This window comes from Streptomyces sp. NPDC028305 (assembly GCF_055569495.1).
In genome coordinates this window covers 298,963-324,396 of sequence record NZ_JBVHTN010000006.1, presented here as the reverse complement: position 1 = coordinate 324,396, position 25,434 = coordinate 298,963, and the positions used below count along the sequence as shown (strand labels likewise).

At 72.3% G+C, this 25,434-nt stretch carries 17 protein-coding genes; 9 read left to right on the top strand and 8 right to left on the bottom strand.

Annotation, left to right across the window (positions count from 1 at the left end; translation table 11 throughout):
• Nucleotides 1-21: 21 nt before the first annotated feature.
• Complete coding sequence (locus ACZ4WQ_RS26865; RefSeq protein WP_468022474.1) at nucleotides 22-2,184, bottom strand: ATP-binding SpoIIE family protein phosphatase; 2,163 nt, start codon at nucleotides 2,182-2,184, stop codon at nucleotides 22-24.
• Between the two features lie 118 nt (nucleotides 2,185-2,302).
• Between ACZ4WQ_RS26865 and aspS the strand changes: the two genes are divergently transcribed.
• From aspS to ACZ4WQ_RS26850, 3 genes are all read left to right on the top strand, one after another.
• Entirely contained in the window at nucleotides 2,303-4,126 is a 1,824-nt protein-coding gene (aspS, locus tag ACZ4WQ_RS26860) for an aspartate--tRNA ligase (protein WP_311728610.1), read from the top strand.
• Between the two features lie 116 nt (nucleotides 4,127-4,242).
• Entirely contained in the window at nucleotides 4,243-5,064 is an 822-nt protein-coding gene (locus tag ACZ4WQ_RS26855) for a L,D-transpeptidase family protein (RefSeq protein ID WP_358848273.1), read from the top strand.
• A 79-nt stretch (nucleotides 5,065-5,143) separates the two neighbouring features.
• Nucleotides 5,144-6,136 carry an intradiol ring-cleavage dioxygenase gene (locus ACZ4WQ_RS26850; RefSeq protein WP_468022473.1) on the top strand — a complete coding sequence of 331 codons (993 nt, stop codon included), beginning with the start codon at nucleotides 5,144-5,146 and terminating at the stop codon, nucleotides 6,134-6,136.
• Between the two features lie 18 nt (nucleotides 6,137-6,154).
• Here the strand turns inward: ACZ4WQ_RS26850 and ACZ4WQ_RS26845 are convergent, their stop codons facing one another.
• The 3 genes from ACZ4WQ_RS26845 to ACZ4WQ_RS26835 all read right to left on the bottom strand — a co-directional run bounded on the left by ACZ4WQ_RS26845 (nucleotide 6,155) and on the right by ACZ4WQ_RS26835 (nucleotide 10,721).
• Nucleotides 6,155-6,571 (bottom strand): DNA-binding response regulator, encoded by a 417-nt coding sequence (locus ACZ4WQ_RS26845; protein WP_311728606.1) that lies wholly within the window; start codon nucleotides 6,569-6,571, stop codon nucleotides 6,155-6,157.
• 152 nt (nucleotides 6,572-6,723) lie between these two features.
• Nucleotides 6,724-8,478: a methionine--tRNA ligase gene (gene metG / locus ACZ4WQ_RS26840; RefSeq protein WP_385346669.1), complete on the bottom strand. Its 1,755-nt coding sequence runs from the start codon at nucleotides 8,476-8,478 to the stop codon at nucleotides 6,724-6,726.
• Nucleotides 8,479-8,663: 185 nt separating this feature from the next.
• Nucleotides 8,664-10,721, bottom strand: a complete 2,058-nt coding sequence (locus tag ACZ4WQ_RS26835; RefSeq protein ID WP_468022472.1) for a vWA domain-containing protein — start codon at nucleotides 10,719-10,721, stop codon at nucleotides 8,664-8,666.
• A 330-nt stretch (nucleotides 10,722-11,051) separates the two neighbouring features.
• Here ACZ4WQ_RS26835 and ACZ4WQ_RS26830 point away from each other — a divergent pair, with 330 nt between their 5' ends.
• Together ACZ4WQ_RS26830 and ACZ4WQ_RS26825 are read left to right on the top strand one after the other, a co-directional pair.
• Nucleotides 11,052-13,127, top strand: coding sequence for a PhoX family protein (locus ACZ4WQ_RS26830; protein WP_468022471.1), 2,076 nt, complete (start codon nucleotides 11,052-11,054; stop codon nucleotides 13,125-13,127).
• Nucleotides 13,128-13,566: 439 nt separating this feature from the next.
• Nucleotides 13,567-14,625, top strand: a complete 1,059-nt coding sequence (locus ACZ4WQ_RS26825) for a LysR family transcriptional regulator (protein WP_398375712.1) — start codon at nucleotides 13,567-13,569, stop codon at nucleotides 14,623-14,625.
• Between the two features lie 31 nt (nucleotides 14,626-14,656).
• Here the strand turns inward: ACZ4WQ_RS26825 and ACZ4WQ_RS26820 are convergent, their stop codons facing one another.
• On the bottom strand, nucleotides 14,657-15,706 hold the full coding sequence (locus ACZ4WQ_RS26820; protein ID WP_468022470.1) for an endonuclease/exonuclease/phosphatase family protein: 1,050 nt from the start codon (nucleotides 15,704-15,706) through the stop codon (nucleotides 14,657-14,659).
• A gap of 152 nt (nucleotides 15,707-15,858) precedes the next feature.
• On the opposite strand from ACZ4WQ_RS26820, the gene ACZ4WQ_RS26815 reads away from it, so the two are divergent.
• Entirely contained in the window at nucleotides 15,859-16,518 is a 660-nt protein-coding gene (locus ACZ4WQ_RS26815; RefSeq protein ID WP_361191178.1) for a 3,4-dihydroxy-2-butanone-4-phosphate synthase, read from the top strand.
• A gap of 36 nt (nucleotides 16,519-16,554) precedes the next feature.
• Here ACZ4WQ_RS26815 and ACZ4WQ_RS26810 read toward each other — a convergent pair whose 3' ends face one another.
• Nucleotides 16,555-18,093, bottom strand: a complete 1,539-nt coding sequence (locus tag ACZ4WQ_RS26810; RefSeq protein ID WP_361191220.1) for an ATP-dependent DNA ligase — start codon at nucleotides 18,091-18,093, stop codon at nucleotides 16,555-16,557.
• Nucleotides 18,094-18,302: 209 nt separating this feature from the next.
• On the opposite strand from ACZ4WQ_RS26810, the gene ACZ4WQ_RS26805 reads away from it, so the two are divergent.
• A complete protein-coding gene (locus ACZ4WQ_RS26805) occupies nucleotides 18,303-19,496 on the top strand; it encodes a PP2C family protein-serine/threonine phosphatase (protein ID WP_398375716.1) in 1,194 nt (397 codons plus the stop codon).
• Nucleotides 19,497-19,512: 16 nt separating this feature from the next.
• Here ACZ4WQ_RS26805 and ACZ4WQ_RS26800 read toward each other — a convergent pair whose 3' ends face one another.
• Complete coding sequence (locus ACZ4WQ_RS26800) at nucleotides 19,513-20,106, bottom strand: DUF7144 family membrane protein (RefSeq protein WP_468022469.1); 594 nt, start codon at nucleotides 20,104-20,106, stop codon at nucleotides 19,513-19,515.
• Between the two features lie 163 nt (nucleotides 20,107-20,269).
• Here ACZ4WQ_RS26800 and ACZ4WQ_RS26795 point away from each other — a divergent pair, with 163 nt between their 5' ends.
• Nucleotides 20,270-23,020, top strand: a complete 2,751-nt coding sequence (locus ACZ4WQ_RS26795; protein WP_398375718.1) for a SpoIIE family protein phosphatase — start codon at nucleotides 20,270-20,272, stop codon at nucleotides 23,018-23,020.
• A 24-nt stretch (nucleotides 23,021-23,044) separates the two neighbouring features.
• On the opposite strand, the gene ACZ4WQ_RS26790 is transcribed toward ACZ4WQ_RS26795, so the two are convergent.
• Nucleotides 23,045-23,617 carry a TetR/AcrR family transcriptional regulator gene (locus ACZ4WQ_RS26790; protein ID WP_398375720.1) on the bottom strand — a complete coding sequence of 191 codons (573 nt, stop codon included), beginning with the start codon at nucleotides 23,615-23,617 and terminating at the stop codon, nucleotides 23,045-23,047.
• A gap of 321 nt (nucleotides 23,618-23,938) precedes the next feature.
• Between ACZ4WQ_RS26790 and ACZ4WQ_RS26785 the strand changes: the two genes are divergently transcribed.
• The gene (locus tag ACZ4WQ_RS26785; protein WP_385346659.1) at nucleotides 23,939-25,429 is read left to right on the top strand and encodes a sensor histidine kinase; all 1,491 of its coding nucleotides are present in this window, start codon (nucleotides 23,939-23,941) and stop codon (nucleotides 25,427-25,429) included.
• Nucleotides 25,430-25,434 lie beyond the last annotated feature (5 nt).

Here is a 25,434-nt window from a genome sequence, read left to right as displayed (position 1 = left end):
CGCCCCGGCACGATCCCGCCGCTAGCCCGCTGGATCCGGGGCGGACTCGTACAGCTCGTACCAGATGCACTTGCCGTCGCCCCGCGGGTCCACTCCCCACGCGTCGGCGAGCACCTCCATCAGCAGCAGCCCGCGCCCGGAGGAGGCCAGCTCGCCGGGGCGGCGGCGGTGGGGGAGTTCGTCGCTGCCGTCGGCGACGTCGAGGCGCAGCCGCCGGGCGCCGAGCCGGCCGCTGACCTCCGCGACCAGCAGGGCGTCGCCGTCGGTGTGCACCAGGACGTTGGTGACCATCTCGGAGAGCATCAGCACCGCCGACTCCACCTGGTCGCGGTCGGTCCAGTCGTGGAGCATGTCGCGCAGCTGCTGCCGGGCCTCCGCTATGCGCTCGGGCTCGGCCTGGGCGACCGTGACGGCGGTGCGTCGCACCGGGGCCGTGCCGGGGCCGACCAGGCACACCTCGGCGTCGCGCCGGATCAGCAGCAGGGCTATGTCGTCCTCGCGACGGTCGGCGAGATGGCCGGTGGTGTGGTGGGAGGGCGGCCCGTGCACCGCCTGGACCAGGGACTCGGCGAGCGCGTCGAGGTCATCGGCGTCCACGGCGGCGTCCACGGCGGCGTCCGCGGTCCGTTCGAAGACGGCCCGGATCCGGTCCCAGCCCGTCTCCATGTCGTGGCCGCCGGTCTCGATCAGCCCGTCCGTGCACATCAGCAGCGTCTCGCCGGGCTCGAGCACCATCCGGGTGGTGGGGTAGTCGGTGTCCGGGTCGACGCCCAGCGGCAGCCCGCCCGCGGTGGGGCGGATCATCATGGTGCCGTCGGCGAGCCGGACCGCCGGGTCGGGGTGGCCCGCGCGGGCGATGTCCAGCGTGCCGGCGACCGGGTCCACCTCCATATAGAGGCAGGTCGCGAAGCGCGGGTCGTAGCCGCCCTCGCCGCCGGGGCCCGGCGGCTCGGCGAGCCCGGCCAGAAAGCGGGAGGCGCGGGAGAGGACCGCGTCGGGGTGGTGGCCCTCCGAGGCGTACGCGCGCACCGCGATCCGCAGCTGCCCCATGATCCCGGCGGCGCGTACGTCGTGGCCCTGGACATCGCCGATGACCAGCGCGGTACGCCCCGAGGGCAGCCCGATCACGTCGTACCAGTCGCCGCCCACCTGGAGCCCGCCGCCGGTCGGCACATACCGCGCGGCCACCGTGAGCCCCGGGATGTCCGGCTTGTCGGCGGGCAGCATCGAGCGCTGGAGGCCGTCCGTCAGCTCGCGCTCCGTCTCCTGGAGCGAGGCGCGGGACAGCGCCTGGGCGAGCATCCGCGCGACCGTGGTGAGCACCGAGCGCTCGTCGGGCGAGAAGGTCACCGGGTGCGCGAAGCTCGCCATCCACGCGCCGATCGTGCGGCCCGCGACGATCAGCGGCAGAAAGGCCCAGGCCCGGCGGTTGACCGGCCGGGTGAGCGCCCAGGAGACGGGGAACCGGTCCCGGTAGTCCTCCGGGCCGGGCAGATAGATCGCCCGGCCGGTGCGGATCACCTCGGCGGCCGGGCAGTCGGCGTCCAGCGGCTGGTCGGTGAAGGGGTGCTGGTCGCCCACCGGGTCCCCGTGCCGGCCGATCAGCGAGACCCGCTCGCCCTTGACCCCGAAGACCGCAAGACCGTCCGGCGAGAAGCCCGGCATCGACAGTCCCGCCGCGACCCGCAGCACCTCGGCGGTCGAGGGCGCCTCGGCGAGCGCCCGCCCCGCGTCCAGCAGAAACGCCTCGCGGCCCCGCCGCCAGTCGCCGGTGACGGGGGCCAGGGCCGCCGCGGAGGTGCCGGGCAGCGGCTCGGGGACCTCCTGGAGGGTGCCGACCAGGTCGTAGCTGTTCTCCGCGCCCCGTCTGCCGGGGGCGCCGCCGCTTATCACGGGCCGGCACCGGCTGCGTACGGTGCGCTGCACCCGGCCCTTCTCGTCCACGACCCGCACGCGGGCCTCGGCGAGGGTGCCCTCGGCCACGGCGAGGTTCACGATCGCCTTGATCTCCACCCAGTCCACCGGGTGGAAGCAGGCGCGGGCGGCGGATTCGGGGAGGGTGACGGGCTCCGCGGGCAGCCCCACCAGCCGGGCCGCCTCCGCGTCGTAGGTCACGGCACCCGAGACACAGTCCCAGCGCCATAGGCCGGTCGCGATCGCGGCCAGCAGGTCCTCGGTGCGCATTGGCCCACCATATGGGGATATGCAGCGCCCTTACCAGTGAGGGGCGCGGCGCCGGTACGCTTGCCCAGAAGCTTCTCGAGGGTACGTACGCCTCCCGACCAAACGACTTGGATGAACGATGCATCGGTACCGGTCCCACACCTGCGGCGAGCTCCGCGCCGCTGACGTCGACACCGACGTGCGGCTCTCCGGCTGGCTGCACAATCGGCGGAACCTGGGCGGCATCCTCTTCATCGATCTCCGTGACCACTACGGCCTGGTGCAGCTGGTCGTCCGCCCGGACACCGCTGCCAACGACGCGCTGAGCTCCCTGTCCAAGGAGAGCGTCGTCCGGGTGGACGGCAGGGTCATCGCCCGCGGCGCGGAGAACGTCAACCCCGAGCTGCCCACCGGTGAGATCGAGGTCGAGGTCACCGAGATCGAGGTGCTCGGCGGCGCCGACCCGCTGCCCTTCACCGTCTTCCCCGAGGACGGGGTGAACGAGGAGCGGCGCCTGGAGTACCGCTTCCTGGACCTGCGCCGCGAGCGCATGCACCGCAACATCATGCTGCGCTCCGCCGTGATCTCCGCGATCCGGCAGAAGATGACCGCGCAGGGCTTCAACGAGCTGGCGACCCCGATCCTGTCCGCCACCTCGCCCGAGGGCGCCCGGGACTTCCTGGTGCCCTCCCGGCTGCACGCGGGCAAGTTCTACGCGCTGCCGCAGGCCCCGCAGCAGTTCAAGCAGCTGCTGATGATCGCGGGCTTCGACCGCTACTTCCAGATCGCGCCCTGCTTCCGCGACGAGGACGCCCGCGCCGACCGCTCCCCGGGCGAGTTCTACCAGCTCGACGTCGAGATGAGCTTCGTCGAGCAGGAGGACGTCTTCCAGGTCATCGAGAAGGTGATGACCGAGCTGTTCGAGGAGTTCGGCGGCGGCCGCCATGTCACCTCGCCGTTCCCGCGGATCCCGTTCCGCGAGGCCATGCTGAAGTACGGCTCCGACAAGCCGGACCTGCGCGCACAGCTGGAGCTGGTGGACGTCAGCCATGTCTTCGCGGACTCCGGCTTCAAGGCGTTCGCGGGCAAGCATGTGCGCGCGCTGGCCGTGCCGGACACCGCCGACCAGCCGCGGAAGTTCTTCGACCAGATGGGCGAGTTCGCCGTCGAGCAGGGTGCGAAGGGGCTGGCCTGGGTCCGGATCGGCGAGGACGCCAAGCTGACCGGGCCGATCGCGAAGTTCCTCACCGACGAGGACGTCGAGAAGCTGATCGCCGAGGTCGGGGGCAAGCCGGGCACGGCGATCTTCTTCGGCGCGGGCGAGTTCGACGAGGTCTCCAAGATCATGGGCGCGGTGCGGGTCGAGGCCGCGCGCCGGGCCGGGCACTTCGAGGACAACGTCTTCCGCTTCTGCTGGATCGTCGACTTCCCGATGTTCGAGCGGAACGAGGACACCGGGCAGATCGAGTTCTCGCACAACCCGTTCTCCATGCCGCAGGGCGGCCTGGAGGCGCTGCGGACCAAGGACCCGCTCGACATTCTGGCCTGGCAGTACGACATCGTCTGCAACGGTGTGGAGCTGTCCTCGGGCGCCATCCGGAACCACGAGCCGGATGTGATGTACCAGGCGTTCGAGATCGCGGGCTACTCCAGGGAAGAGGTCGAGCGCGAGTTCGGCGGCATGCTGCGCGCGTTCCACTTCGGCGCTCCGCCGCACGGCGGTATCGCCCCGGGCGTGGACCGCATCGTGATGCTGCTGGCCGACGAGCCGAACATCCGCGAGACCATCGCCTTCCCGCTCAACGGCAACGCGCAGGACCTGCTGATGGGCGCGCCCAGCGAGGTGGACGAGGCGCGGCTGCGCGAGCTGCACCTGTCGATCCGCAAGCCGCAGGTCAAGCAGGCGGACAAGGGCGCGGCGGACAAGGGTGCGGAGAAGTCGGCCGCCGAGTCCGGCAAGTAGCGCCGGGCCCTTTCGCCGGGCCCTTCCGGGCCCATCTGAGCCCCGCTTCCGCTTCCGGCGGAACGCGGGGCAACCAGGCCCCCGTCCCAACGGGTTCCTTGAATGTGAATGAAAATATGACTGTCGCACCGGTACGCGCGGCCCGGGCCTCCCGGAGGGGCGTGGCCCTGGCGGCCGCGGCCCTCGCCGTCGCCGCGCTCACCGGATGCGCGGCCTCGGCGGGTACGCCGTCCGGCGGATCCGAGCCCAGGGCCGGAGCCGCCGACGCCGCCGCGGAAAAGGACGGTCCGGCCCGGCGGCCCGCCACCGCCGTGCTGCGGAAGGGCCTGCCGGGGCTCGGCCCCCTCACCCTCGCCAAGGTGCCCGCGAACGCCCGCCAGGTGGTGGTCGTGACCGGCGAGGGCCGCGACTCCTCCGACTCGACGGTGGTCGTCTACCAGCGGCGGAACCCCGACGGCGACCCGGACATGGCCGCGGGCGCCGACTGGCGGGCCGTCGTCACCTGGGACGCGCACAACGCCCGGAACGGCTGGACCGACCGCCACGTCACCGGCGATCTGCGCTCCCCGGTGGGCGTCTTCGGCCTCACCGACGCGGGCGGCCGCCTCCCGGACCCCGGCACCGAGCTGCCGTACGACCGGTCCACCGGCGGCTTCACCATCGGCGGCACCGGCTTCGAGGGCGAGCCGCTCGCCGGGTCCTTCGACTACGTCGTGGCCATCAACTACAACCGCAAGCCGGGCACCTCCCCGCGCGACTGGACCAGGCCACTGGGCCAGAAGCGGGGCGGCGGCATCTGGTTCCATGTGGACCACGGCGGCCCCACGCAGGGCTGCGTCAGCGTCTCCAAGAAGCACATGAAGAAGCTGCTGCGCACCCTGGACCCGCAGCTGCACCCCGTCGTGGTGATGGGCGACGCGGCGTCACTGGCCCGCTGATACCGCCCGCCGGCGCGCCATACCGTTTCCACAGCTTCCTGAAATGCCCCTGCCAGGTTGCCCTCCTAGCGTCCCTGCCATGACTGAGGACTTCAGCGAAGCCCGGAACGAAGCCCGGAACGACGACGCCCGGCACACGGGCCCCGCGCACAAGCGCGACATGAGCAGACGACGGATGATCGTCGCGGGTGGCGCGGCGGTCGCCGCGACCGGCATCGGGGCGGCGATCGCGGCCGGCGCGTCGGCCAGCGAGACCTCTTCGGGCTCGGCCGCCGCCTCCGCCTCCGCGAGTTCGACGGCCACGTCGGGGGAGGTCTGTTACCGGCTCACCTCGGAGACCACCGAGGGCCCGTACTACATCGACGCGGACAAGATCCGTAAGGACATCACCGAGGACAAGGAGGGCATCCCGATGACCCTCCGGCTCAAGGTGATCGACTCCGAGACCTGCAAACCGCTGCCGAAGGCGGCGGTCGACATCTGGCACTGCGACGCACTCGGGCTCTACTCCGGCTACGAGAGCTCCAGCACCGGGGGCGGCGGCACCCCGCCCACCGGCACCCCGCCCACCGACGCTCCGACGGGCACCCCGACCGACGCGCCCACCGACGCGCCCACCGGGACCCCGCCGGGCGGCGGCGGGGGCGGCCACCAGGAGCCCACCGACGACAAGCGCTATCTGCGCGGCACCCAGCTCACCGACCGGCACGGCTACGTCGAGTTCACCACCGTCTTCCCCGGCTGGTACCGGGGCCGCTGCGTGCATGTCCACACCAAGGTCCACGTCGGCGGCACCCTCACCGACTCCGGATACGAGGGCGGCCACACCTGCCACACCGGCCAGCTCTTCTTCGCCGAGGAGGCGGTGCTCGCCTCCGCCGAGGTGACCCCGTACAGCACCAGCACCACGGAGCGCACGACCCTCGACGAGGACACCATCTACCCCGGCAACGGGGCCCAGGGCGGGCTGCTGAACCTGAAGTACAAGAAGGGCCGGATCGGGAAGGGCGTCGTCGCCACCCTCACTCTGGGCGTCGACCCCGACGAGACCCATGACGGCACGGACCTCTGACCGACCCGCCGGACCCCGCTAGTACACGAAGTGCTCGGTCAGCCGGTGGTCCACGCCGCACGGGTCCGTACGCTCCGCGCGGGCGGCCCGGTGGACGGCGCGCAGCAGGCGCCTCGGCGTGGCCCGGTGCTGCCACAGCACGGCCCGTACGCCGTACTCCATGACCGCCATCAGCTCCGTCTCGCGCAGCTCGCCCGTGATCAGCACCACCCGCTGCTCGCCGCCCCGCACCAGGCGGCGCAGCTCGGCCCCCGCGCGTGCGTCCAGGCGCTCGACGGACATGACGGCCACGGTGCCGCGCGGCTCGTCGCTGAACGGTCTCGGGCGGTCGATCAGTTGGACGGTGGGCTGGTGACGCAGGTGACGGACGACCCCGGCCCGCGACTGCGGGTCAGGGCCGTGGACCGTCACCGTGACACGTGGTGCGTCGGGCACTGCGCTCCTCGACCTCCTATGGATGGACTCCACAGGCTGGTCGAACGCGCTAAACGAACGGTTGTCGAGCGATCAACGATGCGAGCGACAGGAAAACGACGTGAAGGGGTGGCGGGCCAGGCCCGCCACCCCCTTCGCGCCCGGGTCTGTCGTTACTCGACAGGCTTTCCGTCGGTCTCCAGCCCGCCGTTGGCCTGCTCAACGCCGCCGAAGCGCAGCCGGTAGGACTCCAGGTCCTCCTCGGTGATCTTCGCGAAGAGCACCGGCGGCACGGTGAAGGCCGTGCCGGCCGGGACGGAGGCCAGCGTCTTGGCCTCCTCCTGGCTCACCCACACCGCCGTGTCGTCCGCCAGCGAGAACGCCGACCGCATGGCCCGCGCGGAGGCCGGGATGAACGGCTCCGAGACGACCGCGTACAGGTGGATGAGGTTCATCGCCGTACGGAGGGTGAGGGCCGCGCCCTCCTGGTCGGTCTTGATCTCCAGCCAGGGCGCCTTCTCCTCCAGGTAGGAGTTGCCCGCGCTCCACAGCGCGCGCAGCGCGGCCGCGGCCTTGCGGAACTGGAGCGTGTCCATGTGCTCCTCGTACTCCGCGAGCAGCCGCGCGATCTCCTCGCCGAGGCGCGCCTCCGCCTCCCCGGCGGCCTTCCCGGCCGGGACCTCGTCGCCGAACCGCTTGCGGGAGAAGGACAGCACCCGGTTGACGAAGTTGCCCAGGGTGTCCGCCAGGTCCTTGTTGACCGTGGCCGCGAAGTGCTCCCAGGTGAAGGACGTGTCGTCCGACTCCGGGGCGTTCGCGATCAGGAAGTAGCGCCAGTAGTCGGCGGGCAGCAGCTCCAGCGCGGCGTCGGTGAACACCCCGCGCTTCTGCGAGGTCGAGAACTTGCCGCCGTAGTACGTCAGCCAGTTGAACGCCTTGACGTAGTCGACCTTCTTCCACGCGTCCCGGGTGCCCAGCAGCGTCGCCGGGAACATCACGGTGTGGAACGGGACGTTGTCCTTGGCCATGAACTCGGTGTAGCGGACCGTCTGGTCCACGTCGTACCACCACGACTTCCAGTCGCGGTTCGCCGGGTCCAGGTCCGACCACTCCTTCGTCGCGCCGATGTACTCGATCGGGGCGTCGAACCAGACGTAGAAGACCTTGCCCTCGGCCGCGAGCTCCGGCCAGGTGTCGGCCGGAACCGGCACGCCCCAGTCCAGGTCACGGGTGATCGCGCGGTCCTGAAGCCCCTCGTTCAGCCACTTGCGGGCGATCGAGGACGCGAGCGTCGGCCAGTCCTTGCCGTGCTCGTCCACCCACGCCGCGACCTCTCCCGCCAGCTTCGACTGGAGCAGGAACAGGTGCTTGGTCTCCCGCACCTCCAGGTCGCTGCTGCCGCTGATCGCCGAGCGCGGGTTGATCAGGTCCGTCGGGTCCAGCACGCGGGTGCAGTTCTCGCACTGGTCGCCGCGCGCCTTGTCGTAGCCGCAGTGCGGGCAGGTGCCCTCGATATAGCGGTCGGGGAGGAAGCGGCCATCGGCGTTGGAGTACACCTGGCGGATCGAGCGCTCCTCGATGAAGCCATTGGCCTTCAGCTCGCGCGCGATGGTCTGGGTGATCTCCACGTTCTGCGCGGAGGAGCTGCGGCCGAAGTAGTCGAAGGCCAGGCCGAAGCCGTCGTAGACCGCCTTCTGCGCGTCATGCTGCTGCGCGCAGAACTCGTCCACCGGCAGGCCAGCCTCCTTGGCGGCCAGCTCGGCGGGGGTGCCGTGCTCGTCCGTCGCGCAGATGTACAGCACGTCGTGGCCCCGCTGGCGCATATAGCGGGAGTACACGTCGGCCGGGAGCATGGACCCCACCATGTTGCCCAGGTGCTTGATCCCGTTGATGTAGGGAAGGGCGCTGGTGATGAGGTGTCGAGCCATCGCGGGCTGCTCCCGGGTCGATGCAGTGAGTGACATGTCGCTCTGTGAGCACTCTGTGAGCTATGTGCCGAGCTGCTCTATGAGCCGTCATTATCGTATCCGAGCGGCGGGGGCCACCCGCGCGGCGTTTTTCGCGCCGCACGGGTGGCCCCCGCGTCGTAGCTCGTCCCCGGACGGGTCCGTGATCAGCTCAGCACGCCCGCCTCGCGCGCCTCCCGCAGCCACTCCGGGAACTCCACCATCAGCTGCCCGTACAGCTCCCCGTCGGACAGCGCGCGGGGGTCCTGGCCCGCGTGGAAGAACCCGGCGTTGTCCACGACCCGCTTGTCCGGCACCGCCAGCTCATCCAGCTTGCGGAGGAAGTCGAACCCCTTCGCCTCCGGGTCCCCGAACCCGACGAACTGCCAGAACAGCGGCAGCCGCGCGGCCTCGCACAGCGCCTTCTCGGCGGCCGCCTTGCTGGTGGGCGCGCCGTCCGTCTGGAAGATCACGAACGCGGGGGCGGTGGAGCCGGACTTCTGGTAGTGGTCGATGACCGCGTTGATCGCGTGGTGGTAATTCGTACGCCCCATGTGGCCGAGCGAGGAGTGCAGCTCGTTGACGCGGCCGCTGTAGTTGGTCAGGTCGATGTCGGCCGTGCCGTCGATGTCGGTGGAGAAGAACACGACCGGGACGGTGCCGTCGTCGTCGAGGTTCGCGGAGAGGGCCAGCGCCTGCTCCGCGAGGTGCTGGACGGTGCCGTCCTTGTAGTAGTTCCGCATCGACCCCGACCGGTCCAGCACGAGATAGACGGCGGCCCGGCCGCCCGCCAGCCCCTTCTGCGCCAGGGTCTCGGCGGCGGTCTTGTACAGGCTGACCAGCCCGGGCGCGCGGTTCTCCACGTCGGCGAGCGCGATGGCGGCGTCGGCCTTGGCCTCTGCCTTGACCTCTGCCTTGGTCTCAGCCTTGGCCTCTGCCTTTTCCGCGACCGGCGCGGCGGCGGGCTTCTCGGCGGCCTCGGCGGGTGCTTCGGCCTCGGCCTTCGGCGCGGCGGCGGGGGCGGGGGCTTCGGCGGTGACCGGCTCGGCGGGCTTGGCCGCGTCTTCCGTTTCCGCGTCGGCGTCGGCGTCGGCGGTGGCCGGGGTGGCCTCGGCCTTGGCGGGGGCGTCCGCCGCGTCGGCTTCGCCGCTCGGCGTGGAGGTGGCCTCGGCCTTCGCCACCACCGGCTCGGCGGGCTTCTCTTCGGCGGCGGGCTTCGGGGCGGGCTCGGGCGCGGTCTCCTGCTTCGGCTCGACCGGGTCGGCCGCTGCGGGGGTGCTCTCGGCCTTGGCCTTGGCCTTGGCCTCGGGCTCGGGCTCGGCCGGGGTGTCCGCGTCAGCGCTCGGCGCGGGGGTGGCCTCGGGCTCAGCCGCGGCTTCCGCCTCGGCGGCGTCGACGGTCTCCGCCGCCACCGGCTCGGCGGGTGCTTCGGCCTCGGCCTCGGCCTTCGGCTCGGCGGCCGGGGCGGGGTCCTCGGCGGTGACCGGCTCGGCGGGCTTGGCCGCCTCTTCCGCCTCGGCGTCGGCGTCGGCGGTGGCCGGGGTGGCCTCGGCCTTGGCCGGGGCGTCCGCCGCGTCGGCTTCGCCGCTCGGCGCGGTGGTGGCCTCGGTCTCCGCCACCACCGGCTCGGCGGTGGGCTCCTCGGCGTCTGCCGCAGCCGCGATCGGCTCGGCGGGCTTCTCTTCGGCGGCCGCCTGCTCCGGCTCCGCCTCGGCGGCGGGCTTCGGGGCGGGCTCGGGCGCGGTCTCCTGCTTCGGCTCGACCGGGTCGGCCGGCTCGGCCGCTGCGGAGGTGCTCTCGGTCTTGGCCTCGGGCTCGGCCGGGGTGTCCGCGTCGGCGCTCGGCGCGGAGGTGGTCTCGGCCTCGGTCTCGGCCGGCTTGGCGGGCTCCGTTGCCGCTTCCGCCTTCTTGTCGTCGGCCGGCTCGGCAGCGGCTTCGGGCTTGGGCTCGGGGTCGGCCTTCGGCTGGTCCTTCGCCTGCGACTCCGGGGCGGAGGACTCCAGGATCTCGTCGAGAGTCTTCAGCGGTTCGGCCAGAGACGGGTGGTGGGCTGCCGCCTCCTCATCCTCCGTCTGAGCCGCAGGAGTAGTCGCGGGCTTGGGCTCGGGCTTCGCCTCGGGCTCAGGCTTCGCCTCGGCCTTGGCCTCGGGATCAGGCTTGGCGGGGGCGGTGGTGGCGGCGGCGGGCGGTTCTTGGGCGTCCGGGACAACTGCCGCCTCCGGCACAGCCGAAGCGTCGACCCGCGGCGTGCGGGAGCGTCCGAAAACTTTGCGCAGTAGGTCCCGTATGGCCATGGGAGATACCTCATCACGTGTCGAGTCCGGGGCATGGCGGTACATGTCCGTGGTGCGGAAAGGCTAGCGGGCCCTTCAGCAGTACTCAGCTGCCGATTCCGGTTACCCGCCGTTCACTCGTGATTCAGACGGCGGTCGCCGGTCCGCGGCTCTACGCCCATAGCTTCGCCCCGGATGGGGTCCCGACACCGTGGCGGCGTGGGTTGCGCGCCGGACGGTCCACGCGCAATCGATGCGTGCAATCCGTACGGAGGGTAAGACGTGCGCAAGCTTCTGCCGCTCATCAGCTCACACCCGGGCGGTCGTTCCGCGCTCACATGCCGGTACCGCTGTGGTGACGCCTGTTTCCACGAGGTGCCGAACACGAGCGACAACGGCTACATCGGTGACGTCATAGCCGGTGCGCTGTCCCGCCGTTCGGTGCTGCGCGCCGGCGCCGTGGTCTCGGTCGCGGCCGCGGCCGGGGTGACCGCGGTGGGGCGGGCGCCGGAGGCCGCGGCGGCCGACGGGGCGGCCGTGGCCCAGGCCGCCGACAAGGGCGCGGGCAAGGCCGCCCGCGGCCTCCGCTTCTCTCCCGTGGCGCCCAACACCACCGACGCCGTCGTGGTCGCCGAGGGGCACGACCAGAACGTGGTGATCCGCTGGGGCGACCCGATCCTGCGCGGCGCGCCGGCGTTCGACCCGGCCAACCAGTCCGCGAAGGCGCAGGCGGGCCAGTTCGGCTACAACAACGACTACATGGCCGTGCTGGACATCCCGCACGAGCGCGACCGCCAGCTGCTCGTGGTCAACCACGAGTACACCGACGAGGTGCTGATGTTCGCCGGGTACGACGCGGCGAACCCGACCCGCGAGCAGGCCGAGATCGCCTGGGCCGCGCACGGCCTGTCCGTGGTGGCGACGCAGGAGGACCGCAAGCTCGGCAAGCTGACCGCCGTGTCGCGCCACCGCCTGAACCGCCGGATCACCGCGACCACGCCGTTCGAGGTGACGGGCCCGGCCGCGGGCAGCAAGCTGCTGCGGACCTCGGCGGACCCGACGGGCAAGCGGATCCTGGGCACGCTGAACAACTGTGGCGGCGGCATCACCCCGTGGGGCACGGTCCTGTCGGGCGAGGAGAACTTCAACCAGTACTTCGCCAACGCCGGTTCGGTGACCGACCCGACCACCGCCGCGCGCCTCAAGCGCTACGGCCTGGCGGGCGCGGCCACCGAGCGCAAGTGGGAGCGCTTCGACAAGCGCTTCGACGTGGCGCAGGAGCCGAACGAGACCAACCGCTTCGGCTGGGTCATCGAGATCGACCCGTACGACCCGGAGTCGACGCCGCGCAAGCTGACCGCGCTGGGCCGGTTCAAGCACGAGGCCGCCGAGCCCCGGCTGACCGACGACGGCCGTCCGGTCCTCTACATGGGCGACGACGAAAAGTTCGACTACTTCTACAAGTTCGTCTCGTCCAAGCGGATGATGAAGGGCACCAGCCGGGCCGCGCGCGAGCACAACCGCACGTTGCTCGACGAGGGCACGCTGTACGTCGCCAAGTTCACCGGGGACAGCCCGGCCGCCGAGATCGACGGCACCGGGAAGCTGCCGAAGGACGGCGAGTTCGACGGCTCCGGCGAGTGGATCGCGCTGGCGAGCGGCACCACCTCGTATGTCGAGGGGATGACGGCCGAGGAGGTCTACGTCTTCACGCGGCTGGCCGCCGACAAGGTGGGCGCGACAAAGATGGACCGCCCGGAGGACGTGGAGCCCAGCCCGCGCACCGGCAAGGTGTATGTCGCCCTCACCAACAACAGCGACCGCGGCAAGGCGGGCAAGGCCCCGGCCGACGAGGCGAACCCGCGCAACAGCAACAAGCACGGCCAGATCCTGGAGCTGACCGAGCGCTGGGGCGACCCGGCGGCCCGCCGCTTCAGCTGGCGGCTGTTCCTGGTCTGCGGCGACCCGGCGGACCCGAGCACGTACTTCGGCGGCTTCCCGAAGGACCAGGTCTCGCCGATCTCCTGCCCGGACAACATCACCTTCGACGCGTACGGCAACCTGTGGATCTCCACCGACGGCAACGCGCTGGGCAGCCACGACGGGCTGTTCGGGGTGGCGACGTCCGGCCCCAGGAGCGGTGAGGTCAAGCAGTTCCTGACCGTTCCGACCGGGGCCGAGACCTGCGGTCCGATCGTCCAGGACCGGCGGGTCATGGTGGCGGTGCAGCACCCGGGCGAGGTCGACGGGGCGAGCGTGGAGAGGCCCGCGTCCACCTGGCCCGACGGCCCGGGCAAGCTGACCCGTCCGTCGGTGATCAGCGTGTGGCGGCGCGACGGCGGCGACATCGGCGCCTGATCCGGGCCGAGAATTATTCGGAATTCTCGGCATTCTCGACTGCGGCGGAATTGTCCCGGAGATCAATTCAACTGACATGCGGGTCAGTTGTGGTCCGGGGCAATTCCGCCGCTCGGCGTAGGGGGACACGCGGCGCGTGGCCGCCGTGCGAGCATGTCGTGCGCGCATGTCGTAGGCGCATGTCGTACGTGCATAGGGACGGTAAATCCGCGCTTATCCGAAATGAGCCTCGATCGGTCGCTGATGAGGGGCCATTGCGTCGTCAATGGGGCGCGGCCGACTTCCGAAAGCCACGTGATCAAGCATCCCGGGGCTAAACTCGAGAGTCCATAAATCGGGCAGAGTTGGGAAGCGAGACGGATTCATGGCCATTCCCGGGCCGCTCGGACCACCGACGGCCAACGGGCGAAGCAGGCTGCTGCAGAGCCCACTCGCGCTCATGGACACCACGATGGACCAGCTCCGCACGTTGATCGTGGTGCATGAGACAGGTACCGCGCTGGGCGCCGCCAGGGTGCTCGGCCGGGAACAGTCGAGCGTGCAAAAGCAGCTGGACACGATGAACCGCAACTTCCGGGATCTGTGCGGCGAACCGCTCGTCCTCAAGCAGGGCCGCGGCAAGGACGTGCTGTTCACCGGCACCGGCGAGGCCCTGGTCAATTTGGCGCGCGACACGCTCGGCGACTGGCTGGAGGGCATTCACGAATCCCGCCGCCGGCTCGGCAAAACCCTGATGGTGGGCACCACGCGCTTCACGCTCGGCTATCTCGCGGGCGCCGGCGAGCGGGTGGCCGAGGAGTTCGAGCAGCGCGGCATCGAGCTGAAGGTCGGGCATGTCCGCACCCGGGACGTGCTGGGCAAGCTGCGCGCCAAGGACGTGGACCTGGTCTGCGGCTCCGTGGTGACCACCCCGCAGGCGAACGACGTCGACAACGAGCTCAACGCGTTCGATGTGATGGAGTGGCGCCGCAGCGGGGTGTCGCTGCTGACGAATCTGCCGCATTCCCGGCTGCCCGGCCCGACCGCCCCCAGCAGCGAGCTGCGCACGCTGCCGCTCGTCATCTCGGCCAGCGGGCTGATGGCGGGCGTGCTGCACAGCTGGTTCGGCGCCGACTACCGCAACAAGCTGCACATCGCCGCCGAGATCGACACCGTCACCTACGGCTTCGAGCTGCTGCGCTCGGGCCTGCTGCGCGGCTGCATGCTGGTCACCAAGGGCGTCGCGGACGCGGCCGGGGACCCGCGGGTCGCGTACGGGCGCGGGATGCGGGCCGTCGAGCTGGTCAATGACACCGGGCCGCGGCTGGAGGTGCTGCTCGGCGCCTTCACCCGGCGCGGGGAGCGCGCCCACTACGATCCGAGCCATCCGCTCAATCTGCTGTGGGACGCGCTGGCGCTGGAGAACGAGCAGTGGCAGCGGGAGCAGCGCTGGCCGACGGAGGGCCTGGAGCCGGACCCCTTCGAGGTGGCCAACTCCTACAACCCGAGCGAGAGCTGAGCGGCGCGGGCGGAGCGCGGGCCGACGGCCGTCAGTGCAGGTCGAGGTCGACCAGCAGCGCCCGGTGGTCGGTGTTCGGCAGATCGAGGAAGCGGGCGGCGCGGGGTCGCAGCGCCTCGCTGACCAGGACGTGGTCGATCTGGGCGCCGAGCGCCGGGGCCGTCACGCTCGGCCAGCTGGGCGTCCGCGCCCTGCCCACCGCCCGTGCGCTGTCCCGCATCCCGGTGTCCAGGAGGGACCGGAAGGCGGCGTGGTCCTGGGTGGCGTTGAAGTCCCCCGCGATGAGGGTGGGTTCGTCGCCCCGGTCGGCGGCGTACGCGCGCAGCCGCCCCAGCTCGGTGCGCCAGACGTCCAGCCGGCCCGGCATCGGCGGCATCGGGTGGGCCACCTGCACATGGACCGGCCGCCCGGCGATCCGTACGACGGCCCCCGGCATCGCCAGCTTGCCGGACACCCCGGCCTCGGGGGTGAGCGGGTACTTGCTGAGGATCGCCGAGCCGTGCGCGGCGTCGCCGGGGACGGCGATGACCTTCCGGTACGGGTAGGTCTCGCGCATGGCGGCCGCGTCGAGCGCCGCCGCGCAGCGGGTGTCGCACTCCTGGACCGAGACGAGGTCGGGGTCCTCCCGCCGCACCGCGCCGACCAGCCCCTTCGTGGCCCCGCCGAACTCCAGATTGGCGGTCAGCACCCGCACCTGCGCCACCACCGGGCCGCGCGGGCGGGGCGCCGGGCCGGGGTTGTACGGCTGGATGAACCACCCGGTCACCGCGGCCGCGGCCAGCGCCCACGCGCACCCCAGCGGCCAGCGCGCCGCCGCCGCGAGCACCAGGCCGAGCAGCGCGGGGACCAGCAGCCAGGGCAGGAAGGCCAGGAGCTGGGGCACGGGCGTGATCCCGTCGCTGTCCGCGGCCCGGCAGCCCAGCACCACGCTCACCACGGCCAGCGGCAGCGCCGCGCACCAGGCCGCCACCTGCCGGGCCCGCCCGCGCGGGGGGCGTGCGAAGCGGCGTACGGGCCGTACCAAGCGGCGTACGGGATGTACGGGCTCGGCGGCTCGGTCCTCCGCGACTGTCGTCTCCACACTGACCCTCTCGATCGGGCGAGCTCTCATTCTCGCGCGGGCCCCTGAAGGCGCGGTGGTGGCGGCCGGAGGTTACTGATGGTGTGCTCGCCCTTACTTTGTGAGCATTGACACGTCGTCAGTTCCATTGGCATGTGCCAAAATTCCTCCCCATGACAGTGGTTGAGCAGACGGTCGCACCCGAGCGCCTCCTGGCGGTCGAGCAGGCGATCGACGCGTTCGCCGAGGGCGGCTTCGTCATCGTCTTCGACGACACGTCCAAGGATCACCGGGGCGCTCTGCTGCTGGCCGCCGAGCACGCCCACGAAGGCGCGCTGAGGCAGCTGCTGGACCACACCTCCGGCATGGTCTGCGTGGCGCTGCCCCATGGGCGCGCCGAGCATCTGCGGCTGCCGCGGATCGTGGCGGACGAGGAGCACACCGGGCTGCTCAGCACCGCCTTCACCGTCCCCGTCGACCTGCTGGGGCCGACCACCACGGGCCTGTCCGCCCGGGACCGCTCGCGCACCGTCCAGGCGCTGGCCGACCCCCAGACCGCCCCTGAGCAGCTGGGGCGCCCGGGGCATGTGTTCCCGGTGTGCGCGGTGCCCGGCGGGGTGCTGGAGCGGGACGGCCACGCCGAGGCGGCGGTCGACCTGTCGCGGCTGGCGGGGCTCTCCGGGGTGACCGCGATCTGCGCGGTCGTCACGCCGGACTGGGAGCCGGCGGACTACGAGGACCTCAGCCGGCTCGCGGCCAGCAGGCTGCTGCCGCTGATCTCGGTGGCCGACCTGGTCGCCTATCGGCTGGCGCGCAAGGCCCTGGGGCGGTAGCGGGTCCGCGACCGGCCCCGTACGGCCGTACGGCCCTCACCCGCCGCGCAGCGTCAGCACCGTCTCGACCGTGTCCGCCTCCGCCGCCGGCTTGTCCTCGCGGTAGCGCAGCACCCGCGCGAAGCGCAGCGTCACCCCCGCCGGATAGCGGGAGGACCGCTGGAGCGAGTCGAAGGCGACCTCCACGACCAGCTCGGGCCGCACCCGCACCACCCAGCCGTCGTCGCTGACCGCCAGCCGCAGCAGCGCCTCCGTCTGCCAGCCGAGCAGCTTGTCGGTCAGGCCCTTGAAGGTCTTGCCGAGCATGGCGAAGGTGCCGTCCGGCCGCCGGGCGCCGAGGTGGAGGTTGGACAGCTTGCCGGTGCGGCGGCCGTGGCCCCACTCGGCGGCGAGCACGACCAGGTCGAGCGTGTGCACCGGCTTGACCTTCAGCCAGGACGCGCCGCGCCGGCCCGCGCTGTACGGGGCGTCGAGGGACTTGGCCATGACGCCCTCGTGCCCGCGGGCCAGCACGTCGGCGGCGAACTCCCGCGCCGCCCGCCGGGTCGCCTCGTCCCGCGGCTCCTCGGCCACCAGCCTGCGGACCCGCCGGGGGCCGGGGGCCACCCGGGCCAGCTCGGCGTGGCGGTCGCGGGCGGGCAGGTCGAGCAGGTCCCGGTCGTCGACGGAGAGCAGGTCGAAGAAGACGGGGTACAGCGGCAGCGAGGCGCGCGCCCCGGCCACGTCCAGCCGCGAGCCGACCCGGCCGGAGATCTCCTGGAACGGCCGGGGCCGGCCGTCGGCGCCCAGGGCGATCACCTCGCCGTCGAGGACCGCCCGCTCCACCGCCAGCTCGCGGGCGGCCGCGACCACCTCCGGCAGCCGGTCGGTGATCTCGTCGAGGGTGCGGGTGTAGACGCGTACGGTCTCCCCGTCCCGGTGCACCTGCACCCGGATGCCGTCCAGCTTCTCCTCGACCGCGCAGGGGCCGAGCCGGTCCATGGCCTCGTCCAGGTCCCGGGCGCTGTGGGCGAGCATCGGCAGCACCGGGCGCCCCACCTCCAGCCGGAACCCGGTCAGCGCCGGCGGCCCGTGTTCGACCAGCGCCCGGGCGACAGCGCCCAGCGAGCCGCCCAGCATCACCGCGCGGCGCACCTCGGCGGAGGGCGCGCCGACCGCGGCCGAAAGCCCCTCGACGGCGAGCGCGTCCAGCGCGCCCTGGCGCGGCTCCCCGCCGATCAGCCCGAGCAGAAAGCGCTGCTCCTCCTCGGTGGCGTCGGACATCAGCCGGGACACCAGCCGCTTGCGCTCGCCGGCGGCGCCGGTGCCGGAGACGGCCGCGACCCGGTCCAGGGCCTGGTGTACGTCGAGCACGCCGAGCCGGGGCCCCGCGGCCGGTTCCGGGCGCATCCGCAGCCCGGCCCAGCCCACCCCGATGCGGCGCTGCGGCAGCCTGCCCGCGAGATAGGTGATCACCACGGGTGCCTCGGCGGGCTCCACGCGGCTGAGCAGCCGGGCCAGGGCGGCGACCTTCTCCGAGCGGGCGGAGGTGGCCGCGACCTCGCGGGAGGTACGCGCGACATCGGCCAGCAGCATGGCTTCAGCCTCGCTCTTCCCGCCCGTCACCGCACCCCGGCCGCGCACCCCGGCCGCGTGCGGTAAGCGCGGCCCCGCCATACATTGGGCATAAGCACGCGGCTCCTACCGCGGGCGCGGCGTGGCAGGGCACGAGCAGGGAGCAGGCCACGGGACAGCAGATCGACTACGAGGCTCTCTTCGAGGCCACTCCGAGTCCGAATCTGGTGGTGGGTCCCGATCTGGTCATCGTCGCGGTCAATCGGGCGTATCTGAAGGCCACCCGGACCCGGCGCGGGGACCTGCTGGGCCGCCATATCTTCGACGCCTTCCCCGACAACCCGGCGGACCCGCAGGCCACCGGGACCCGCAATCTGGGCGCCTCCCTCGAACGGGTCCTGGCGACCGGGGAGCGGGACAGCATGGCGCTCCAGAAGTACGACATCCCCGCACCCGGCGAAGAGGGCGGGGCCAGGCGGGGCGAGGGGCGGTTCGAGGAGCGGTACTGGAGCCCGATCAACATCCCCGTCCTCGGGCCGGACGGCTCGGTGCAGATGATCATCCACCGGGTGGAGGACGTGACGGACTTCGTCCAGGGGCGGGCGCAGGTGCCGTTCACGCACACCGAGGCGATGGACGCCGACCTCTACACCCGCGCGCAGGAGCTCCAGGAGCTGAACGAGCGGCTGCGGGAGGCCCATGCCCGGGAGCGGGCGACGGCGCTGGCCCTCCAGCAGGCCATGCTGCCCGCGCTGGTCCCCGGGCTGCATCTGCGGGTGGCGGTCCGCTACCGGCCCGCCGTCGGCTCGCTGAATGTGTGCGGCGACTGGTACGAGGTGTTCGAGCTGCCCGACGGCCGGATCGCGGCGGCGGTGGGTGATGTGGTGGGCCAGGGGCTGGAGGCCGCCTGTGTGATGGGGCAGCTGCGGAGCGCGCTGAGCGCGGCGATCCGGGTCGTGGAAGGACCCGCCAAGGCGCTGGAGGCGCTCGGTCTGTACGCGGGCTCCATCGAGGGGGCGCTGGCCGCGACCGCCGTGCAGGCCGTCATCGACCGGTCGAAGCGGACCATCGCCTACAGCTGCGCCGGCCATCCGCCGCCGCTGCTGCTGCGGGCCGAGGGGGATGTCGTACAGCTCGACCAGGCCACCGATCCGCCGCTGGGTGCCCGCCTCGAGCTCGAGCATGTGGAGCGGCCCGAGGCCGTTCTCCCGTACACCCCGGGCGGCATCCTGGTGCTCTACACCGACGGGCTGATCGAGCGCCGGGGCGAGGACATCGACGCCGGGATCGGCCGGCTCGCCGAGAGCCTGTCCCGGAACGGGAAGCTGGAGCCCGAGGCCCTGGCCGACGTGCTGCTGATCGACCTGGGGGTCATGGGCGGGACCGTGGCGGATGACACGGCGCTGGTCGTCATCGCCCTGTGACCCGCGGGCCCGGCCCTTACGGCTGTCCCTGAGGTCCCTGCGGCCCCTGCGCCTGCGGGCCCGGCCCCTGCGGCCCCTGCTGTCCTTGCTGCCCCCATGACGACTGCGACTGTGCCTGTCCCTGCGGTCCCTGCGGTCCCTGCGGTCCCTGCCGTCCTCCCCACATCTGTGCCTGTGCCGCCCGCTCGGCCGAGCTCGGCCCCGCGCACAGCGCCCAGATGACGAGGGCGTCCAGGATGAGCAGCGTCACGGCCCAGACCGGGTAGTAGGGCAGCCACAGGAAGTTCGCGATCAGACTGAGCCCCGCCAGCACCACGCCGGTCACCCGGGCCCACATGGCACCGGTGAACACGGCCGCACCGGCGATCACGGCGACGGCGCCGACGATCGCGTGGACCCAGCCCCACCCGGTGAGGTCGAACGCGAAGGCGTAGTGGTGCGTGACCACGAACACCTGGTCGTTGCGGATGGCCGAGATCCCCTGGCCGAGGGCCATCAGCCCCGCGAAGATCAACATGATGCCACCGAAGACGAGCCATCCGCTCGCCGCCGCCCGGTGGTGCGCACTGGGCGCGGCCTGCGGCTGAACTCCACCGACGTGACTGGCCATTGTTGGGCTCCTTCGTCCCTGCCGACGGTCGGCCGGATGGCCGATGATTTGCGGCATATGTAGCTATTTACCCCTTTTCAGGTTTGCATAGGCCGCCAGGGTCGGCACTTTCAGGGCGCGAGGTGGCTCGCCTTCCGGGAGGACGCGGTGTAGATGTAGGGGTATGGCCCGGTATATGGGCCGATCGTGGGCACTGGCTGCCCGCATGTCCCCCGGTCGGCGCCCACGGAGTCGGCGGCGTGAGCGCCCAGAGGCGGCAGGGCGGCGCCCTGGGTCCTGGCTGAGCGCGCGGAGCGTCGCCGGCCAGGTCTTTCTGCTGCAACTGGTGGTCGTCCTGCTGCTGGTCGCCGCCGCGTCCATCGCGCTGGTGCTCCAGGTCCGGCACGACGCCACCAACGAGGCCCGGCACCGCTCCCTCGCCGTCGCCGAGACATTCGCCGACTCACCCGGCATCGCCCCCGCGCTGCGCTCCTCCAACCCCACCGCGGTGCTCCAGCCGCGGGCCGAAGCGGCGCGCAAGGACGCCGACGTCGACTTCGTCGTGGTCCTGAACACGAAGGGGATCCGCTACACCCACCCCAACACCGCGAAGATCGGCCGGCACTTCCTCGGGAACTACCGCGCCGCCGTCCAGGGCCACACCATCACGGAGACGTACACCGGCACCCTCGGCCCCTCCGTACGGGCCGTGGTGCCCGTCACCGACAGCCACGGCAAGGTCATCGGCCTGGTGGCCTCGGGCATCACGGTCAGCAAGGTGAGCGGTCTGGCCAACCGGCAGATCCCGATCCTCGTCGGCGCGGCCGGCGCCTCGCTCGCCCTGGCCACGGGCGGCACGGCGCTGGTCAGCAGGCGGCTGCGGCGGCAGACGCGCGGCCTGGACCCGGGCGAGATGACGCGCATGTACGAGCACCACGACGCGGTGCTGCACTCCGTACGGGAGGGCGTGCTGATCGTCGACGGGGACGGCCGGCTGCTGCTGGCCAACGACGAGGCCCGCCGGCTGCTGGCCCTGCCCGAGCACCCGGAGGGCCGGCCCGTCACCGAGCTCGGGATGGAGCCGCAGATGGCCGAGGTGCTGGCGTCGGGACAGATCGTCTCCGACGAGGTGCTGGTGGCCGGGGACCGGCTGCTGGCGGTCAACAACCGCCCCACGGACCGGGACGGCGGCCCGCCCGGCAGCGTGACCACCCTGCGGGACTCCACGGAGCTGCGCGCGCTGTCGGGGCGGGCCGAGGAGGCCCAGATCCACCTCAAGCTGCTCTACGACGCCAGCGTGGAGATCGGCACCACGCTCGACGTGGGCCGGACCGCCGAGGAGCTGGCCCGGGTCGCGGTGGACCGCTTCGCCGACTTCGTCACCGTCGACCTGGCCGGGCCCGTGCTGCGCGGCGAGGAGCCGCTGGCGGTGGGCGGCATCGAGATGTCCCGCGCGGCGGTCCACGGCATCCGCGACGACCACCCCTTCTACCCGGTGGGCACCCGCTTCTCGTTCGTCGCCTCCACCCCGCAGGCCTGGGGGTTCGGCAGCGGGCAGGCGGTGGTCGAGCCGGACCTGCGGGAGGCCGACGGATGGCGGGCCCAGGACCCCGGGCGGACCGGTCTGGTCGTCGACTACGGCGTGAGGTCGCTGGTGACGGTGCCGCTGCGGGCCCGGGGCGTCATGCTGGGCATGGTCAGCTTCTGGCGCACGGAGAAGCGCGACCCCTTCGAGGAGGACGAGATCTCCCTCGCCGAGGAGCTGGCCGCCCACGCCGCCGTCTGCATCGACAACGCCCGCCGCTACACGCGCGAGCACACCATGGCGGTGACGCTCCAGCACAGCCTGCTGCCCCGCGCCCTGCCCGAGCAGAGCGCGCTGGATGTGGCGTACCGCTATCTGCCCGCGGAGTCTGGGGTGGGCGGTGACTGGTTCGACGTGATCCCGCTGCCGGGGGCGCGGGTGGCGCTGGTGGTGGGCGATGTGGTGGGGCACGGGCTGCACGCGGCGGCCACGATGGGGCGGCTGCGCACCGCGGTGCACAACTTCTCCACCCTCGACCTGCCGCCCGACGAGATCCTCTCCCACCTCGACGACCTGGTCGCCCGGATCGACCAGGACGAGGGCGACCCGCCCCCGGAGGGGAACGAGGGCGGCGGCGCGGGCATCACCGGGGCCTCCTGCCTGTACGCGATCTACGACCCGGTGACCCGGCGCTTCACCATGGCCCGGGCCGGACATCCGCCGCCCGCGGTGGTCTCCCCGGACGGCGTGGTGGAGTTCCCCGAGGTGCCCGCCGGGCCGCCGCTGGGCGTGGGCGGCCTGCCCTTCGAGACGGCCGAGCTGAAGCCGGCCGAGGGCAGCCAACTGGTGCTCTACACCGACGGGCTCATCGAGGACCGCAGCCGGGAGATCGACGCCGGGTTCGCACTGCTCCGTGACGCCCTCGCCCACCCCGGCCGCAGCCCCGACGAGACCTGCGCGGACGTACTGGACGCGGTGCTGCCCGCGCGCCCCACCGACGACATAGCGCTGATCGTGGCCCGCACCCGGGTGCTGGCCGCCGACCGGGTGGCGAGCTGGGACGTCCCGTGCGAGCCGGCGGCGGTGGCCGAGGTGCGCGCCGAGGTCATCCGCCGGCTGGCGGACTGGGGCCTGGAGGACGTGGCGTTCACGGCGGAGCTGGTGCTCAGCGAACTGATCACAAATGCGATCCGCTACGCCGCGGGCCCGATCCGGGTGCAGCTGCTGCGCGACCGCAATCTCATCTGCGAGGTCTCGGACACCAGCAGCACCTCGCCGCATCTGCGGTACGCGGCGACGACGGACGAGGGGGGCCGCGGGCTGTTCCTGGTCGCGCAGTTCGCGGAGCGCTGGGGCACCCGCTACACGGCCGACGGCAAGGTCATCTGGGCGGAACTGGCGCTGCCCTGACGGCCGCTTCGTCCTGACCGCGGGTCAGCCCGTCTCCGGGGCGAACTTCTCCACCAGGAGGTCAAGTCGTACCCCCTGGTACTCGGCCGGCATCCGCGCCCCGTGCACCAGGACGGCGATGCCGTGCAGCGAGCCCCAGAACACCTCGGCGTACAGCCCCTCGCCCTCGCGTGGCCCGACCACGGCGACGATCTCGGCGAAGGCGGCGCGCAGCGCGGAGGGCGTCTCGCTGCTGGCGAAGGGCAGGTCGGTCGGCATGATGAACATGGCCTCGTACAGCGCGGGCCGGTTGGCGGCGAAGTCGAGGTAGGCCCGGCCCACCGCGCGCAGCGCCTCCTTCGGGGAGATCTCGCCCAGCCGCGCCCGCCGCAGCTGGGCGGCGAGGTCGTCGAAGCCCTCGAGGGCCACCGCGCGGACGATGGCGTCCTTGCCCTTGAAATGGCTGTAGAGGACGGGCTGGCTGTACTCGACGCGCTCGGCCAGCCGGCGCGTGGTGACCGCGTCCCAGCCCTCGGCCTCGGCCAGCTCGCGGGCGGAGGTGATGATCAGTTGATGGCGGAGTGCTCGTTCGCGTTCGCGACGCTCGGTGGATGACATGCCCTGATTCTAGCAACGCTAGACGCACTAGCGTCGGCAGGAACACGCCGTGGGGTGGACGTGCGGACCCGGAACGGCTCATTCTGGTTTGCGGCGTTCGGCGACGGTTCAGGGGTCGCCATGCGGGGGCCAACCGGGGTTTACTTCTCGGTGCTGACGGGATGTCAAGGTCCCGATTGGCGAACGGGCCGGTCAAAAGCGTGTGTGCGGTACTACGATGTGCCGCCCATGGCTTGAAACCGACCTCGTCCCTCGATCACGCCCCTGAGGACCTGAGAGATGTCAGCACATATATCCAGCCAACCCGTCAAAGGGCTCCCCATGACGCGGCAGGCCCTGACCGTACCGCTGCTGGCGGCCGTCGTTCTCGGAGGCATCGGGGCTTGGGTGACGGCCGAAGTGCCGACCGAGAGCCGGGCGTCCGTCGGACTGTTCTCCGCGGTGGTCGTCATCGTGTCCTGCGTGGCCGGCGCGCTCGCCGCCGCCCGCGCCCAGGACGTACGGCGACTCCGGGAACGCGTGGCGGCCGTGGAGGCCGAGGCCGCGCGGCGTACGGCGGTGATGGAGGCCGAGACCACCAGGCTCGCCGACGAAACGATTCCCCAGGCGGTGAACCGGCTGCGCGAAGGGGACACGATGGACACCGTGATCGCCTCGCTGGGCTCGCCCGCCAACCAGGCGCACGGCCGGGTCCTGAACACGCTGGTGCGGGAGGTGGCCACCGGAGAGCGCATGCGCGCCTCGGCCATGGCCGCCTGCGCCAACGCCGCCGGCCGGGTGCAGGCGCTGGCCACCAGCATGCTCGCCGACCTCCGCGAGATGGAGAACCGGCACGACGAGGCCGTCCTCGGCGACCTGCTGAAGCTCGATCACACCACGGCGCAGGCCGGGCGCATCGCGGACAGCATCGCGGTCCTCACCGGGGCCCGCTCCGGGCGCCGCTGGACCAAGCCGATCGTCATGGAGAGCGTGCTGCGCGGCGCGGTCGGCCGGATCAGCGCCTACCAGCGGGTCCGGATCCACTCGGCCAGCACCGCCGCGGTCGCCGGGTACGCGGCCGAGGGCGTCATGCACGCCCTCGCCGAACTCATGGACAACGCCGCCACGTTCTCGCCTCCCACCGAGGAGGTGCATGTGTACGTCCAGGAGACGCACACCGGCGTCGTGGTGACGATCGAGGACGGCGGTCTGGTCATGGGACCGGCCGCGCTGGCCCGCGCCGAGAAGGCCGTCTCCTCCGAGACCCTGGACCTGACCACGCTCTCCGGCACCCGGCTCGGGCTCGCGGTCGTCGGGCAGTTGGCCCGTAAGCACAACCTGACGGTCTCCTTCCGGCCCTCCTCGCGCGGCGGCACCGGCGTGGTCGTCCTGATCCCGCAGCAGCTGATCACCCACGCGAGCCAGGACTCCGTGACGGGCCGCACCGCGGGAGCCCGCCCGGCCGCCGCCCAGACCGCCACCCGGTCCGCGAGCCCCTCCGGCACCATCTCCTCCCCCCGCTCCACCCGGACCGCCGCCCCGGCCCGTAAGACCGCCCCGGCCGCCGCCCCGCGCGGCGCGAACGGCGGCACGGAAGGCGAGGCGACCGGTGAGGTGAACGGCGCGCTGCCCAAGCGCCGCCGCGGCGAGACGCTGGCCGCCGCCGCCCGGCCCACCCCCACCGAGGCGCCCAAGGAGCCCTGCGACCGGCCGCGCCCCGACGCCACCCGCTTCGGCGCCTTCCGCCAGGCCACCCGGGGCGGCTCCACCGCCACCCCCGCCTCCGACGCCTGCCCCCTCCCCGAAACGTCTCCCGAGAACGACCAGCCGTGACAGAA

Coding starts and splice junctions, on each gene's coding strand:
- ACZ4WQ_RS26865 (WP_468022474.1), bottom strand. CDS start 2,184: ATGCGCACCGAGGACCTGCTGGCCGCGATCGCGACCGGCCTATGGCGC.
- aspS (WP_311728610.1), top strand. CDS start 2,303: ATGCATCGGTACCGGTCCCACACCTGCGGCGAGCTCCGCGCCGCTGAC.
- ACZ4WQ_RS26855 (WP_358848273.1), top strand. CDS start 4,243: ATGACTGTCGCACCGGTACGCGCGGCCCGGGCCTCCCGGAGGGGCGTG.
- ACZ4WQ_RS26850 (WP_468022473.1), top strand. CDS start 5,144: ATGACTGAGGACTTCAGCGAAGCCCGGAACGAAGCCCGGAACGACGAC.
- metG (WP_385346669.1), bottom strand. CDS start 8,478: ATGGCTCGACACCTCATCACCAGCGCCCTTCCCTACATCAACGGGATC.
- ACZ4WQ_RS26825 (WP_398375712.1), top strand. CDS start 13,567: ATGGACACCACGATGGACCAGCTCCGCACGTTGATCGTGGTGCATGAG.
- ACZ4WQ_RS26815 (WP_361191178.1), top strand. CDS start 15,859: ATGACAGTGGTTGAGCAGACGGTCGCACCCGAGCGCCTCCTGGCGGTC.
- ACZ4WQ_RS26810 (WP_361191220.1), bottom strand. CDS start 18,093: ATGCTGCTGGCCGATGTCGCGCGTACCTCCCGCGAGGTCGCGGCCACC.
- ACZ4WQ_RS26800 (WP_468022469.1), bottom strand. CDS start 20,106: ATGGCCAGTCACGTCGGTGGAGTTCAGCCGCAGGCCGCGCCCAGTGCG.
- ACZ4WQ_RS26795 (WP_398375718.1), top strand. CDS start 20,270: ATGGCCCGGTATATGGGCCGATCGTGGGCACTGGCTGCCCGCATGTCC.
- ACZ4WQ_RS26790 (WP_398375720.1), bottom strand. CDS start 23,617: ATGTCATCCACCGAGCGTCGCGAACGCGAACGAGCACTCCGCCATCAA.
- ACZ4WQ_RS26785 (WP_385346659.1), top strand. CDS start 23,939: ATGACGCGGCAGGCCCTGACCGTACCGCTGCTGGCGGCCGTCGTTCTC.